General features: G+C 65.4%; 13 protein-coding genes. 9 read left to right on the plus strand and 4 right to left on the minus strand.

Annotated features, from left to right (window positions below; all coding sequences use genetic code 11):
* Positions 1-2: 2 nt before the first annotated feature.
* From OJJ21_RS20115 to OJJ21_RS20125, 3 genes are all read right to left on the minus strand, one after another.
* Positions 3-1,010: an NADP-dependent oxidoreductase gene (locus tag OJJ21_RS20115; RefSeq protein WP_297689216.1), complete on the minus strand. Its 1,008-nt coding sequence runs from the start codon at positions 1,008-1,010 to the stop codon at positions 3-5.
* A gap of 95 nt (positions 1,011-1,105) precedes the next feature.
* Complete coding sequence (locus OJJ21_RS20120) at positions 1,106-2,848, minus strand: alpha/beta fold hydrolase (RefSeq protein ID WP_297689218.1); 1,743 nt, start codon at positions 2,846-2,848, stop codon at positions 1,106-1,108.
* A 144-nt stretch (positions 2,849-2,992) separates the two neighbouring features.
* Positions 2,993-3,421 carry a hypothetical protein gene (locus tag OJJ21_RS20125; RefSeq protein WP_297689220.1) on the minus strand — a complete coding sequence of 143 codons (429 nt, stop codon included), beginning with the start codon at positions 3,419-3,421 and terminating at the stop codon, positions 2,993-2,995.
* Positions 3,422-3,798: 377 nt separating this feature from the next.
* Between OJJ21_RS20125 and OJJ21_RS20130 the strand changes: the two genes are divergently transcribed.
* The 5 genes from OJJ21_RS20130 (at position 3,799) to OJJ21_RS20150 (ending at position 9,759) form a co-directional block, all read left to right on the plus strand.
* Positions 3,799-5,475, plus strand: a complete 1,677-nt coding sequence (locus tag OJJ21_RS20130) for an NAD+ synthase (protein WP_297689222.1) — start codon at positions 3,799-3,801, stop codon at positions 5,473-5,475.
* Complete coding sequence (gene gltX, locus OJJ21_RS20135) at positions 5,472-6,797, plus strand: glutamate--tRNA ligase (protein ID WP_297689224.1); 1,326 nt, start codon at positions 5,472-5,474, stop codon at positions 6,795-6,797. The genes OJJ21_RS20130 and gltX overlap by 4 nt, the downstream gene beginning before the upstream one ends.
* Positions 6,798-6,802: 5 nt before the next feature.
* Positions 6,803-8,410 (plus strand): citramalate synthase, encoded by a 1,608-nt coding sequence (gene cimA, locus OJJ21_RS20140; RefSeq protein ID WP_297689226.1) that lies wholly within the window; start codon positions 6,803-6,805, stop codon positions 8,408-8,410.
* Entirely contained in the window at positions 8,410-9,228 is an 819-nt protein-coding gene (locus OJJ21_RS20145) for an RNA methyltransferase (RefSeq protein WP_297689227.1), read from the plus strand. Before cimA ends, OJJ21_RS20145 begins: the two co-directional genes overlap by 1 nt.
* A gap of 219 nt (positions 9,229-9,447) precedes the next feature.
* Positions 9,448-9,759 (plus strand): cupin domain-containing protein, encoded by a 312-nt coding sequence (locus tag OJJ21_RS20150; protein WP_297689229.1) that lies wholly within the window; start codon positions 9,448-9,450, stop codon positions 9,757-9,759.
* Positions 9,760-9,868: 109 nt separating this feature from the next.
* Here the strand turns inward: OJJ21_RS20150 and OJJ21_RS20155 are convergent, their stop codons facing one another.
* The gene (locus tag OJJ21_RS20155) at positions 9,869-10,375 is read right to left on the minus strand and encodes a thioesterase family protein (protein WP_297689231.1); all 507 of its coding nucleotides are present in this window, start codon (positions 10,373-10,375) and stop codon (positions 9,869-9,871) included.
* A 45-nt stretch (positions 10,376-10,420) separates the two neighbouring features.
* On the opposite strand from OJJ21_RS20155, the gene OJJ21_RS20160 reads away from it, so the two are divergent.
* From OJJ21_RS20160 to OJJ21_RS20175, 4 genes are all read left to right on the plus strand, one after another.
* On the plus strand, positions 10,421-11,209 hold the full coding sequence (locus OJJ21_RS20160; protein WP_297689233.1) for a methyltransferase domain-containing protein: 789 nt from the start codon (positions 10,421-10,423) through the stop codon (positions 11,207-11,209).
* Between the two features lie 194 nt (positions 11,210-11,403).
* Positions 11,404-11,790, plus strand: a complete 387-nt coding sequence (locus OJJ21_RS20165; protein WP_297689235.1) for a CidA/LrgA family protein — start codon at positions 11,404-11,406, stop codon at positions 11,788-11,790.
* Complete coding sequence (locus OJJ21_RS20170) at positions 11,787-12,509, plus strand: LrgB family protein (RefSeq protein WP_297689236.1); 723 nt, start codon at positions 11,787-11,789, stop codon at positions 12,507-12,509. The genes OJJ21_RS20165 and OJJ21_RS20170 overlap by 4 nt, the downstream gene beginning before the upstream one ends.
* Positions 12,510-12,536: 27 nt before the next feature.
* Positions 12,537-14,255 (plus strand): IlvD/Edd family dehydratase, encoded by a 1,719-nt coding sequence (locus OJJ21_RS20175; protein ID WP_297689237.1) that lies wholly within the window; start codon positions 12,537-12,539, stop codon positions 14,253-14,255.
* Positions 14,256-14,261 lie beyond the last annotated feature (6 nt).

The following is a 14,261-nucleotide window of genomic DNA, read 5'->3' on the forward strand; positions in this document are numbered from 1 at the left end:
GGTTACAGCGTTTCCGGGGCCACGCGCACCAGTTGCTTGCCGAAATTTTTGCCCGACAGCAGCCCGATGAAGGCCTTCGGCGCATTGGCCAGGCCCTCGGCGATGTCTTCCTTGTATTTCAGCTTGCCGGCCCTGATCCAGCCGGCCATCTCGCCGATGGCGCCGGGCCAGTAGCCCATATGCTCGGAGATGATGAAGCCCTGCACCTTGGCGCGATTGACCAGGATGTGGCGCATGCCGGTGAAGGGATAGGGCTGGCCGTTATACTGGGCGATCAGGCCGCAGATGGCGACGCGGGCGAAGCTGTTCAGGCGGTTGAACACCATTTCCATGATCTCGCCGCCGACATTCTCGAAATAGACATCGACGCGGTCGGGCGTTGCCGCCTTGAAGGCGGCCTGCATGTCCGGCGCCTTGTAGTCGATGCAGGCATCGAAGCCGAGTTCGTTCACCACGTAATCGCATTTGTCCTTGCCGCCGGCGATGCCGACCACGCGGCAGCCCTTGATCTTGGCGATCTGGCCGACCACCGAACCGACGGCGCCGCTGGCGGCCGAAACCACCACGGTCTCGCCGGCCTTGGGCTCGCCGATCTGCATCAGGCCGTAATGCGCCGTGCAGCCGGGCATGCCGAGCACGCCGAGCGAGGTGGAAACCGGCGCCACCCTGGGATCGAGCACGCGCAGCTCGTTCGCCTTGGCGACGGCATAGGCCTGCCAGCCCAGCATGCCGTTCACATAGGTGCCGACGGGCAGGGACGCCACGTTGCTTTCGATCACCTGGCCCACGGTGCCGCCGCCCATCATGTCGCCGGGGCTGAGATGCGCGGCATAGCTGCGCACGGGGTCCATGCGGCCGCGCATGTAGGGATCGAGCGAGAGATAGATATTGCGCACCAGCACCTGGTCGGCGCCGGGCTTGGGCGCGTCGCGCTCGACGATCTCGAAATCCTGCTCGGTCACCCAGCCCTTGGGGTGCTGCTTCATCAGGACTTGCATATTCTTGGACATGGCGGCCTCCCTGTTTTCTGGGAGGTAGTTAAGGCAAATTCGCCCTGCTTAGGAAGGGCTGCCGACGGATGACGTCGCGGCAGGCGGTCGCGGGTCTAAGGCACCAGTACGTAACTGCCCGGCGCATCGGCCAGCGGGGCATAGCCTGCGGCGGCCGCGCCCATCGCCGGCGGCGTAACCGGGGCACCGGAAGCGGCATGGAGCCAGCCCTGCCATTCCGGCCACCACGAGCCGTCCTGTTTCGGCACCGCAGCCAGCCAGGCATCGGGATCGATGTAGCGGTCGGCATGGCCTTTCGCCATCACCTGGTAGGTCCGCACCGGGCCGCCGGGCGGCGACACGATGCCGGCATTATGGCCGCCGGTGGTGAGCAGGAAGGTGATGTCGGTATCGGTCAGCAGATGCAGCTTGTAGACCGAGCGCCACGGCGCGACATGGTCCCAGGCGGTGGCGACGGCAAAGACCGGCACGCGGATGTCGCTCAGCGCCACCGGACGCCCGCCGGCCACGAAACGGCCTTCCGCCAGGTCGTTATGCAGGAACAGTCTGCGCAGGTATTCCGAATGCATGCGATAGGGCATGCGGGTGGCATCGGCATTCCACGCCATCATGTCGGTCATGCGGCGCGGTTCGCCCATCAGATAGTTGTGCACCAGACGCGACCAGACCAGGTCGTTCGAGCGCAGGATCTGGAAGGCCCCGGCCATCTGGCGGGAATCGAGATAACCCTGCTGCCACATCACATCGTCGAGGAAGTCGAGCTGGCTTTCGGTGATGAACAGCGTCAGTTCGCCGGCCTCGGTGAAATCGGCCTGCGCCGCCAGCAGGGTGATGGTCTTCAGCCGGTCGTCGCCATCGCGTGCCATGGCGGCGGCGGCGATCAGCAGCAGGGTGCCGCCCAGGCAATAGCCCACCGCATGCACCTTCTGCCGCGGCACGATGGCGTTCACCGCATCCAGCGCCTCCATCACGCCCAGTGTGCGATATTCCTCCATGCCGAGATCGCGGTCGCCGGCATCCGGATTCTTCCATGACAGGCAGAACACCGTGTAGCCCTGGCCAACCAGATAGCGGATCAGCGAATTCTGCTGCGACAGATCGAGGATGTAATATTTCATGATCCAGGCCGGCACGATCAGGATCGGCTCGGGCCGCACCTCGCCGGTCTGCGGCGCATACTGGATCAGTTCGATCAGGGCATTGCGATACACCACTTTGCCCGGCGTGGCGGCGATGTTTTCGCCAACGGTGAAATCCTCGGCGCCGGCCGGCTTGCGGCCGGTAACCTGACGCTGCCAGTCGTCGATGAAACTCTGCCAACCGCGGATCAGGTTCTGGCCACCCTGCTCCATCGTGCGCTGCAGCACTTCCGGATTGGTCCACGGGAAATTCGATGGCGCCATCATGTCGAGAATCTGGCGCGAGGCGAATTCGACCTGATTGCTGTGCTGCTGCGTCATGCCGCTCACGCCGGTGGTGGCGTTGTGCCACCACTGCTGCTGCAGCAGGAAAGCCTGGCTGAGCACGTTGAACGGCCATTGCTGCCAGGCCGGGGCGGCGAAGCGGCGGTCCTGCGGCAGCGGTTCGATGCAGGGCGCGGTGTCGCCCTGCTGCAGGGCGCAGCGGTTCATATACGCGGCGAGCCGCGACAGCTTGCGGGCCGCCTTCACGGCCAGGAAAATCTGTTGCCCCGGCGAGAGCGCCAGATGCGCTGCCCAGTCGAGATACGCGGCCCAGAGCGCCGAGGGCGCCAGGCCGCCGGTCAGTCTGGCGGCCTGGGCATGCAGCGTACGGTCGATGATCTTGGCCAGCGGCTCACCGGACACGGCCCCAGGCATGGTTCCAGGCATGGTTCCGGGCATGGTTCCGGGGTGTGCGTCCGGGCGGCCCGCAGCAGCCAGGCCTGCCGGGATCAATGATACCGGGCGCGACTCATTCATACATTGCGATCCAATAAATGCCAGGCCGTCGCAGCCGGAGTGTTAGGCCGGCTTGCCGCGTGCCGTCTCCGTGGCGGTCTTCACCTGGGCCTGGGCATTTTTCAGCATATCCTGCATGCCCTCGGCATAGATGGCGGCGATCTGCCAGCCGCAGCCCCAGGCCAGATCGTTGATATGCCGCATGCGGGCGATCATGCGCTCCGAGCCTTCATGCATCTGCTCGCAATAGGCCGTAAGGCCGGCCACCGGATTCTCGCCGGTCTTCAGCGGCGCGAAACTCTTCATCAGCTGGTCGCTTTCCAGCTTGAGCAGTTCGGGTTCGCTTTCCCAGATCGCCTGGGTGGTCTTGGCCAGCACGTCATAGGCGCGGGCGAAGGTGGCGGCACTGCGCTCCTGGGCATCGGTGAAATTGGCGGCCAGTGCGGCGGCGGGTTCGAAGGCAGTGGCTTTGGCGGTTTGTGCGACAGGCATGGTGACGGTCTCCTGAGGGGTTGCACTCCTGAAACGATTAGACGGCATCAGCATGACAGCTTTCCGGTCATCGGCATTGATCAGCGTCAAGCCGCATGGAATGCGGATTTGGGACACGGGCCGGCGATGGGCAACCCTGCGTTTCACGATGTCACATGGGTGTGGATTGATCTGCTGGCGTGCCGGTGGCGGGTTGCGGCGCGGTTCCTGGCCGGTATGCCGGCAATTTTTCGCGCCGCCATGCGATTTCCACCGTCCCGGGGCTGGTTACGGTACTAGTCCGGCCGGTGCCCGGCGCGCTACACTCTCCCACCTTGAGATACCCCCGCTGTAAGGGTAAGTATCCGTCCCGCAAGCATTTAACCCCGCTGTCCCAGATGTCCGCCGTTCCGCTTGACCGCCTCCGCATCGCCATGGCCCAGATCAACCCGGCCGTGGGTGACATTGCCGGCAATCGCCGGCTGGTAGAGGCTGCGCGCGCCCGTGCCGCTGCCGCGCAGGCCGATCTGGTGGTTTTTCCCGAACTGATGATCATCGGCTATCCGCCGGAAGATCTGGTGCTGCGTCTCTCGGTGCAGGAAGCCTGCGAGGCGGCAGTGCGCGAACTGGCGGTGCAGACCGCCGATGGCGGCCCGGCCCTGCTGGTCACCTCGCCCTGGCGCGAAAAAGGCAACCTGTACAATTCGGCGCTGCTGCTCGATGGCGGCGAGATCGCCGCGGTGCGCCACAAGCACGAACTGCCGAATTACGGCGTGTTCGACGAGAAGCGCCATTTCGCCGCCGGGCCGCTGCCCGGGCCGATGGTGTTCCGCGGCGTGCGGCTCGGCGTCATGGTCTGCGAAGACATGTGGCTGCCCGATGTGGCCGAATGCCTGGCCGAGACCGGCGCCGAAATGCTGATCGTGCCGAACGGCTCGCCTTACGAGGCGAATAAATGGGACCAGCGCCTGCCGCTCGGGATCGCCCGCGTGGTCGAGACCGGCCTGCCGCTGCTCTATGTCAACCGCACCGGCGGCCAGGACGAACTGGTGTTCGATGGCGGCGGCTTCGTGCTGAATGCCGATCACAGCCTGCCGGTGCGCCAGCCCGATTTCATCGATGACCTCGGGATCACCGACTGGCATCGCGGCAATGACGGCTGGGTCTGCGAACGAGGCGTGATCGAGCAGCCGCTCGACAATCTTTCCAGCACCTATCAGGCCATGGTGGTCGGGCTGCGCGATTATGTGAACCGCAACCGCTTTCCCGGCGTGGTGCTCGGCCTTTCGGGCGGTATCGATTCCGCGCTTTCGGCCGCCGTGGCGGTCGATGCGCTGGGGCCTGCGCGCGTGCGCTGCGTCATGCTGCCGTCGAAATACACATCGAAACGCAGCCTCGACGATGCCGCCGCCTGCGCCAAAGCCTTGGGCGTGCCCTACGAGACCATCCCGATCGAACCGGCCTATCAGGCCTTCGAAGCCATGCTCGGCCCCGCTTTTAAAGATACAAAGCCGGATATCACCGAAGAGAATCTGCAGTCGCGCATCCGCGGCGTCACCCTGATGGCGCTCAGCAACAAGTTCGGCCACATGGTGCTGACCACCGGCAACAAGTCGGAAATGTCGGTCGGCTATGCCACGCTCTACGGCGATATGTGCGGCGGCTACAGCGTGCTGAAAGACGTCTACAAGATGACGGTCTATGCGCTGTCGCACTGGCGCAATACAAACCGCCCGCTGGAAAGCCTCGGCCCCGAGGGCGTGGTGATCCCGGCCGCCATCATCGAACGCGCGCCGACCGCCGAGCTGCGCGACAACCAGACCGACCAGGACAGCCTGCCGCCCTACGAACAGCTCGACGCCATCCTCGAAATGCTGGTGGAAAAGGAAATGCCGGTGCGCGAGATTGTGGCATCGGGCCAGCCCGAGGATGTGGTGCGCCGCATCCAGCACCTGCTCTACATCGCCGAATACAAGCGGCGCCAGGCGCCGCCCGGCGTCAAGCTGACCGCCCGCAATTTCGGCCGCGACCGTCGCTACCCGATTACCAACGCCTTCCGGGACCAGTCGAAATGACTGATGTCTCGGTTCGTTTCGCGCCGAGCCCCACGGGCCGGCTGCATGTCGGCAATGCGCGCGCCGCGCTGCTTAACTGGCTGTTCGCCCGCAAGCATGGCGGCAGCTTCCTGCTGCGGCTGGATGACACCGATGCCGCGCGGTCGACGTCTGAATTCGCCCAGGGTATCGAAGCTGACCTGCGCTGGCTCGGCCTCGGCTGGGATCGCTTCGCCCGGCAGTCGGAGCGTTTCGATTTCTATACGGCGGCGACCGGGAAGCTGAAGCAGAGCGGCCGGCTCTATCCCTGCTACGAGACCCCCGAAGAACTCGAACTGCGCCGCAAGATCCAGCTCAGCCGGAAGAGGCCGCCGGTCTATGATCGCGCCGCGCTGAAGCTCACCGATGCCGATCGTGCCAAACTCGAAGCCGAAGGCCGCAGGCCGCACTGGCGCTTCCGGCTCGATCATGGCGTCACCGCCTGGGATGACCTGATCCATGGCCGTGTCGAGATCGACATGGCGAGTTTGAGCGATCCGGTGCTGGTGCGCTCCGACGGCTATCCGCTCTATACCCTGTCCTCGGTGGTCGATGACGGCGATCTCGGCATCACCCATGTGATCCGCGGCGAAGACCATGTCACCAACACGGCGGCGCAGATTCAGCTGTTTGCCGCGCTGGACTATGCCGTCCCGGTCTTCGGGCATTTCTCCTGGCTGCTGGATGCCGAGGGCGCCGGCCTGTCCAAGCGCATCGGCTCGCTGTCGCTCGCCGATCTGCGCGAGCAGGGCTATGAGCCGATGGCACTCAATTCGCTGCTGGCCCGGCTTGGCTCCGCCGATCCGGTCGAACCGCAGCTGGATGTGCAGGCGCTGGTCGCCGGTTTCGACCTCGGCCGTTTCAGCCGCGCGCCGGCCCGGCTCGATCCGCATGAACTCGACCTGCTCAATGCCAGGATTCTGCATGCCAGCGATTTCAATACGGTGCGCGACCGCCTGCCGGCGGGCGCCACCGAGGCTTTCTGGCTCGCCATCCGTGGCAATATCGGCAGGCTGGTCGAAGCGGCCGACTGGTGGCCGGTGGTGAGCGGTGAGATCGCAACGGTCATCGAAGACCCGGCGGTGGTGGCTGCTGCCGCCGAGACCCTGCCGGCCGAACCCTGGGACGGCGCCACCTGGAAGGCCTGGACCCAGGCAATTTCCGCCAGGACCGGCGCCAAGGGAAAGGCTTTGTTCCATCCGCTGCGCCTGGCCTTGACCGGGCGCGACAAGGGGCCTGAAATGGCGCCGCTGCTGCCGCTGATCGGCCGCGACCGTGTCGCGAAGCGGCTGAGTGGAGTTTGAGGATTATGGCCAGGGACCGCGTTTATCTGTTCGACACGACATTGCGCGACGGTGCGCAGACGCAGGGCGTCGATTTCTCCGTCGAGGACAAGCGCGTCATTGCCGGGGCACTCGACCGGCTCGGCGTCGCCTATATCGAAGGCGGCTGGCCCGGCGCCAATCCCACCGATTCCGAATTCTTCGCCGCCAAGCCGGGCCTGAAGCGCAGCAAATTCGTCGCCTTCGGCATGACCAGACGGCCGGGCCGCTCGGCCGAGAACGATCCGGGTCTCGCCGCCATCCTGAATGCCAGCGCCGATGCCGCCTGCCTGGTCGGCAAGAGCTGGGATTTCCAGGTCGATGTCGCGCTCGGCATCAGCAAGGCCGAAAATCTGGAGCTGATTGCCGACAGCATCGCCGCCGCGCATAAAAAACTCGGCGAAGCGATGTTCGATGCCGAGCATTTCTTCGATGGCTACAAGGCCAACCCGCAATTCGCTTTCGACTGCGTGAAAGCCGCGCTGGATGCCGGCGCGCGCTGGGCGGTGCTGTGCGACACCAACGGCGGCACCATGCCCTGGGAGGTCGAGCGCATCACCGGCGAGGTGGTGGCGAAGCTGGGCGACGGCGCGCGGCTCGGCATCCATACCCATAACGACACCGAGAATGCGGTGGCCAACACGCTGGCTGCCGTCAGGGCCGGTGTGCGCCAGGTGCAGGGCACGCTGAACGGCCTGGGCGAGCGCTGCGGCAATGCCAATCTGATCGCGCTGATCCCCTCGCTGATGCTCAAGCCGTGGTTCGCCGAGCATGTCGATATCGGCCTGAGCGCGCAGGACCTGACGCATCTGACCGCCACGTCGCGCATCCTCGACGAACTGCTCAACCGCGCGCCGAACCGCCACGCGGCTTACGTGGGCGCCTCGGCCTTCGCCCATAAGGGCGGGCTGCATGTCTCGGCGGTGATGAAGGATCCGCGCACCTACGAACACATCCCGCCGGAGACGGTGGGAAACACGCGCAAGATCCTGATCTCCGACCAGGCCGGCCGCTCCAACCTGCTGGTGCGGCTGAACGAGGCCGGTATCAAATACGACGCAAACGACAGCCGGCTCAATGCGCTGCTCGACGATGTGAAGCAGCGCGAGGCGGAAGGGTATTCCTACGACGGCGCCGAGGCGAGTTTCGAGGTGCTGGCCCGCCGCGCCCTTGGCCAGATGCCGGAATTTTTCAGGATCCGCAGCTTCCGCGTGATGGTGGAACGTCGCCACAATGCGCGCGGCGAACTGGTCACCATCTCCGAAGCGACCGTCAAGCTGGATGTCGACGGCCAGACGCTGTTTTCGGTGGCGGAAGGCAACGGCCCGGTCAACGCGCTCGACAATGCGCTGCGCAAGGATCTCGGCCGCTACCAGGGCTATATCGACGACCTGCGGCTGGTCGATTTCAAGGTCCGTATCCTCAACGGCGGCACCGAGGCGACCACGCGGGTAATGATCGAGAGTGCCGATGGGGAGGGCAATCGCTGGTTCACCGTCGGCGTGTCGCCCAATATCATCGACGCCGCTTTCGTGGCGCTGATGGATTCGATCCAGTGGAAGCTGCTGCGCGACGGCGCCCAGCCCAGCAAGTAATGACCGGCACCAATCGTCCCAAGCTGGGGAAATACGCACCGCCCGGGCCGCTGCGGCGCGGGCCGGTGGTGGTGCTGGTCGAGCCGCAGCTCGGCGAGAATATCGGCGCCGCCGCGCGGGCCATGCTGAATTGCGGCATCACCGAACTGCGCCTGGTCAATCCGCGCGACGGCTGGCCCAATCCCGCCGCTTACGTGCTGGCCAGCAAGGCCGATCCGGTGCTGGATGCGGTCAGCGTGTTCAAAAGCACCGCGGAGGCCGTCGCCGACCTGCACCGGATTTACGCCACCACGGCGCGGCATCGCGACATGATGAAGGAAGTCGTGACGCCGCGCGAGGCCGCCCATCGCATGCGCGCCGAGGAGAAAGACGGCTTCCGCGTCGGCATTCTCTTTGGCCGCGAGCGCACAGGGCTGGACAACGAGGATGTCGCGCTGGCCCATACCGCGATCTCGGTGCCGCTCAATCCGGGCTTTTCCTCGCTCAATCTGGCCCAGGCCGTGCTGCTGCTCGGCTATGAATGGTTCACAGCAAGCGACGACACCGCGCCGAGCCGGCTCGACACCGTGCGCGGCGGCTTCGCCACGCAGGAGGAACTGCAGGGCCTGTTCGACCATATCGTGGACGAGCTGAATCAGTCGGCGTTTTTCCACAATGTCGAGCCCAAGCGCGGCGCCATTCTGCGCAACCTGCGTTCGGCTTTGCAGCGCGTGCCGCTGGCCAGCCAGGAGGTGCACACCTTCCGCGGCATGCTGAAGGCGATCGCGCAGGGCCGGCCGCTGCGCGCCAGTTTGCGCAAAAAGAAGACGCAGGATTAGATCAGTATAAGTTCGTCACCCTCGGGCCTGTCCCGAGGGTCCATCTCCCTTGCGGCGTGGTCATGACCTGACAGAACCGGCGGATGGATCCCCGGGACAAGCCCGGGGATGACGATCGTAACGTGACAATTTTCGCCCGATTGCAGCGCGACAATTCGGCGCTTGTCCGGCTCCGGCGCCGCGGCCTAGGATCGGGGCAGAAAACAGGAGAGCCCCCGCATGTGCCAGACGACAGACGCTTCCGCCGTTCCCACCCAGCAGGCCGACGACGAGCGCGTGCGCATCACGCGCTGGGATTTCGCCCCCGGCGCTTCCACCGGCTTCCATGTGCATGAATATCCCTACACGGTGACCTATCTCACCGATGCGACCATGCGGCTGCTCGACAAGGACGGCAAGGAAAGCATCGTCGAGATGCAGGCCGGCGGCAGCTATTCGCGGCCCAAGGGCGTGGCGCATGATGTGTTCAACGCCGGTACCAGGCCGATGGCCTTCGTGGAAGTCGAGATCAAGCCGACGGCTACGAAGTAGCTGTCGTCCCCGGGCCCAAGAAATGCTTCCTGGCCGAGGATCTCTCGCCGTTCTGCCTGAGATGCCCGGATCAAGTCCGGGCATGACGGACTTGTAGGAGCAGGCGCCTTTACCCCTTCTTCGCCAGGCCGATGCTTTTTCCCGCCTGCGGCGGCCGCGGCAGTTTGCTGTGGCCGTCCCACAGCTTCGCCAGCAGCGCCTGATAATCCGGCGGGAAGGGCGCGCTGCGCCGCGTCGCCATGTCGACGTTGAGAAGCATCTGTTCCGAGGTCGCGGCGAGATAGCCTTTCTCCGCGTGATGCATTTCCAGGAAACAGTGCAGCCGCTTGGCGTCATGGCCGAGCAGCTGGAAGGTGAAGGACAGCGTATCGCCCTCGACCACTTCCTGCAGATAGCAGACATGCGTCTCCAGCGCGAAGGTCGAGAAGTTGGTGCGCTTCATGTAGGACCAGTCGAGCTCGAGCGGCTTGAGCAGCTCGTCCAGCGCCTGGTCGAAGATCACGTTGTAATAGCCGACATTCATATGGCCGTTGCCGTCGATATAGTCGGGCTTCACGGTCATGCCGGTCAGCGCTAACGGTTGAGCGTAATCGAGCGTCTCTTGAGAAGAATTCATCACATTGGCCTTGCCGGTTTCGTTTCCTCGGATACCCTAGTGTCCATGACCTGGGACCCGACGCAATACCTGAAATTCGCCGGCGAGCGCCTCCGCCCGGCCGTCGACCTGCTGGCCCGGGTGCCGCTGGTGGCCCCCGAGCGGGTGGTCGATCTCGGCTGCGGCGCCGGCAACCTGACGCCGCTGATCCAGCAGCGCTGGCCGCAGGCCCGGCATACCGGCGTCGATTCCTCGGCCACCATGCTGGCGAAAGCCCGGCTGGATTATCCGGCCGCCGATTTCGTCGAAGGCGATGTGGCGACCTGGCGTCCGGCGCAACCGGTCGATCTGCTGTACAGCAACGCCACCCTGCACTGGCTCGACAATCACGAAACGCTGATTCCCGGCCTGCTCGACTGCCTGAAGCCCGGCGGCTGGCTGGCGATCCAGATGCCGCGCAATTTCGGCGCGCCCTCGCATATGTGCATCGTCGACACCATCGAGCTGGGGCCCTGGCGGTCGAAGCTGGAGCCGCATTTGCGCCGCCGCCCGGTCGCCGAACCGGCGGCTTACTGGCGCATGCTCAGCACGATCACCGCGTCGCTGGAAATCTGGGAGACCGACTACCTGCAGGTGCTGTCGGGTGCCAATCCGGTGGCGGAATACACCAAGGGCACCTGGCTCAAGCAGTTCCTCGACCGCCTGGAGGAGCCCGAGCGCAGCGCGTTTGAGGCCGACTACCGCCAGCGCGTGGTGACGCATTACGGCAAGGAAGCCGACGGCCGCACGCTGTTTCCCTTCCGCCGCCTGTTCATCCTGGCCCAGAAGCCATTGCAGAAGCCGCAGGTGGTGTGAGGACATAGGGTAGGGCGCGCCGATCGCCACACCATAAACGTCATCCTCGGACTTGATCCGAGGATCCATCTGCACCATCCCGCATGCCATGGCCATGGGATGGACCCTCGGAATAAATCCGAGGGTGACGATATGAGCAATTCAGGCTGCTGCGGATAATTGCCCCCGCGGCGATCCTGCGCGACACTTCCCCCATGATCGCCGCGCTCACCACCATCCTGCTCTGCCAGCTGGCCGGCGAAGCGCTGGCGCGTGGCATCGGGCTGCCCATTCCCGGACCGGTGCTCGGCCTGGTGCTGATGCTGCTCCTGCTGGCCTTGCGCGAGCGTTTCCGCAAACGCCTGCCGGACACGCTCACCGGCCCCGTGCTGGAAGCCACCGGTCGCACGATTCTCGCGCATCTGTCGCTGCTCTTCGTGCCGGCCGGCGTCGGTGTGGTGCAGCGGCTCGATGTCTTCGGCGCCTATGCCCTGCCGCTGGCGATCACCCTGGTGGTCTCCACCATCGCCGCCCTGGTCGCCACCCTGCTGACCTTCAAGCTCGTGCTGCGCCTCACCGGCGACAAAGGCGAAGCCGCATGAGCGCCGCGCCATTCGAATTATGGGTCTTCCTGTCGCGGTCGCCGCTGCTCTGGCTCACCGTCACGCTGGCGGCCTATGTGGCGGCGGATCGCGTCTCGCAGGCCACCGGCCGGCATCCGCTCGCCAATCCGGTGCTGCACAGCATCTGGCTGATCGGCCTGATCCTGTGGACGACCGCCACGCCCTACGCCACCTATTTCGAGGGCGCGCAGTTTGTGCATTTCCTGCTCGGCCCGGCCACGGTGTCGCTGGCCTTTCCGCTCTGGGAGCATCGCAAAACCGTGCTGCGCACGGCGGTGCCGATGCTGGCCGCGCTGCTGGTCGGCTCGGTGGTGGCGCTCGGCAGCGTGCTGCTGACCGGCGCGCTGCTCGGCCTGCCGCAGGATCTGCTGGTGGCGATGGCGCCGAAATCGGTCACCGCCGCGGTCGCCATGGGCATCGCCACCACCATGGGCGGCGACCCGGCGCTGACCGCTGTGATGGTGGCGCTCACCGGCATTCTCGGCGCCATCATCGTCACGCCGCTGTTCAACCTGCTGCGCGTCACCGACTGGCGGGCGCGCGGCTTCGCGGTTGGCCTTGCCTCCCATGGCATCGGCACCGCGCGGGCCTTTCAGGTCAACGCGCTGGCCGGGACTTTCGCGGGCATCGCCATGGGGCTGAATGCGCTGCTCACCGCCATTCTGGCGCCGCTGGCGCTCGGCCTGCTGGCGCGCTAAGTAAAGCCTATTCGAGGGAGTGAAACGATGGCCGACAAGCCCACTGGTATGAAGCGCAATCTCGCCAATTACGGCGATGCCGGCTTCTCTGTCTTCCTGCGCAAGGCCTTCATCAAGGCACTGGGTTACACAGACGAGGCGCTGGAACGCCCGATCATCGGCATCGTCGATACCGACTCAGGCTACAATGCCTGTCACCGCAACGTGCCCGACCTGATCGAGGCCGCCTCGCGCGGCGTCATGCTGGCCGGCGGCATCCCGGTGCCGTTTCCGGTCATCTCGATCCAGGAAAGCTTCGCCAATCCGACCAGCATGTATCTGCGCAACCTGATGGCGATGGACTCCGAAGAAATGATCCGCGCCCAGCCGATGGATGCGGTGATCCTGATGGGCGGCTGCGACAAGACCGTGCCGGCGCTCCTCATGGGCGCCGCCAGCGCCAATGTGCCGGCCATTATGCTCGTAACAGGACCCATGCTGGCCGGATCGTGGCGCGGCGAAAAGCTCGGCGCCTGCACGGATTGCCGCCGCTTCTGGGCGCGCTATCGCGCCGGCGAGGTGAACGACCAGGAAATCAGCGAGGTCAACTCCGAACTCGCCCCCACCATTGGCACCTGCGGCGTGATGGGCACGGCCAGCACCATGGCGCTCACTGTCGAGGCGCTCGGCATGATGCTGCCCGGCGGCGCCGCCGTGCCGGCCGTGCATGCCGAACGACGCCGCCTGGCCGAACAGACCGGCACGCGTGCGGTGGCGATGGCAACTGAGGGCCTGACGCCGGACAAGATCCTCACGCCCGCCGCCTATCGCAATGCCTTGCGCGTGCTGCTCGCCATCGGCGGCAGCACCAATGCGCTGATCCATCTCACGGCGATGGCGGGTCGCTCCGGTATTTCCGTGGATCTCGAAGGCTATGACAGAATGGGCCGCGAGACGCCGGTGCTGGTCGATCTGAAACCCACCGGCCAGCATTACATGGAAGACCTGCACAAGGCCGGCGGCCTGACGCCGATCCTGCGCGAGCTGGGTGGCCTGATCGAGCGCGACTGCCTCACGGTGACCGGCAGGACGCTGGGCCAGAATATCGACGCCATGCCACCCGGCTGGAAACAGGACGTGATCCGCACCATGGCGGCGCCGGTGTATAAAAACGGCGCCATGGCGGTGCTGCGCGGCAACCTGGCGCCCGATGGCGCCATCATCAAGCAGGCGGCGGCGACGCAGAGCCTCTTGCAGCATGAAGGCCGCGCCGTGGTGTTCGACAGCCTGCCGGATATGGCGGCGCGGCTTGATTCAGCCGATCTCGACGTGAAGGCAGACGATATCCTGGTGCTGCGCAATGCCGGCCCCAAGGGCGCGCCGGGCATGCCGGAGGCCGGCTATATCCCGATCCCGAAAAAGCTGGCGCAAGCCGGCGTGAAAGACATGGTGCGGATCTCGGATGCGCGCATGAGCGGCACCGCCTATGGCACCATCGTGCTGCATATCGCACCGGAATCTGCCGCCGGCGGGCCTCTCGCTCTGGTGCAGACCGGCGACCGCATCCGGCTCGACACCGAAGGTCGCCGCATCGATCTGCTGGTGGACGCGGCTGAACTGGAAAAACGCCGCGCCGCCCTGCCGCCGCTGCCGACCGGCGAGGGAAGGCGCGGCTACGACAAGCTCTATTTCGATACGGTGACGCAGGCCGAGCAGGGCTGCGACTTCGACTTCGCCATGCCGGAGATCACGAAGAAAGTGCCGTGAACGGGC

Origin of the sequence: Ferrovibrio sp. (assembly GCF_025869515.1) — a bacterium.
Taxonomy (GTDB): Bacteria; Pseudomonadota; Alphaproteobacteria; order Ferrovibrionales; family Ferrovibrionaceae; genus Ferrovibrio.

Excerpts from the sequence above, each read along its gene's own strand:
- OJJ21_RS20115 (WP_297689216.1), bottom strand. The coding sequence starts at position 1,010 with ATGTCCAAGAATATGCAAGTCCTGATGAAGCAGCACCCCAAGGGCTGG.
- OJJ21_RS20120 (WP_297689218.1), bottom strand. The coding sequence starts at position 2,848 with ATGCCTGGGGCCGTGTCCGGTGAGCCGCTGGCCAAGATCATCGACCGT.
- OJJ21_RS20125 (WP_297689220.1), bottom strand. The coding sequence starts at position 3,421 with ATGCCTGTCGCACAAACCGCCAAAGCCACTGCCTTCGAACCCGCCGCC.
- OJJ21_RS20130 (WP_297689222.1), top strand. The coding sequence starts at position 3,799 with ATGTCCGCCGTTCCGCTTGACCGCCTCCGCATCGCCATGGCCCAGATC.
- gltX (WP_297689224.1), top strand. The coding sequence starts at position 5,472 with ATGACTGATGTCTCGGTTCGTTTCGCGCCGAGCCCCACGGGCCGGCTG.
- cimA (WP_297689226.1), top strand. The coding sequence starts at position 6,803 with ATGGCCAGGGACCGCGTTTATCTGTTCGACACGACATTGCGCGACGGT.
- OJJ21_RS20145 (WP_297689227.1), top strand. The coding sequence starts at position 8,410 with ATGACCGGCACCAATCGTCCCAAGCTGGGGAAATACGCACCGCCCGGG.
- OJJ21_RS20150 (WP_297689229.1), top strand. The coding sequence starts at position 9,448 with ATGTGCCAGACGACAGACGCTTCCGCCGTTCCCACCCAGCAGGCCGAC.
- OJJ21_RS20155 (WP_297689231.1), bottom strand. The coding sequence starts at position 10,375 with ATGAATTCTTCTCAAGAGACGCTCGATTACGCTCAACCGTTAGCGCTG.
- OJJ21_RS20160 (WP_297689233.1), top strand. The coding sequence starts at position 10,421 with ATGACCTGGGACCCGACGCAATACCTGAAATTCGCCGGCGAGCGCCTC.
- OJJ21_RS20165 (WP_297689235.1), top strand. The coding sequence starts at position 11,404 with ATGATCGCCGCGCTCACCACCATCCTGCTCTGCCAGCTGGCCGGCGAA.
- OJJ21_RS20170 (WP_297689236.1), top strand. The coding sequence starts at position 11,787 with ATGAGCGCCGCGCCATTCGAATTATGGGTCTTCCTGTCGCGGTCGCCG.
- OJJ21_RS20175 (WP_297689237.1), top strand. The coding sequence starts at position 12,537 with ATGGCCGACAAGCCCACTGGTATGAAGCGCAATCTCGCCAATTACGGC.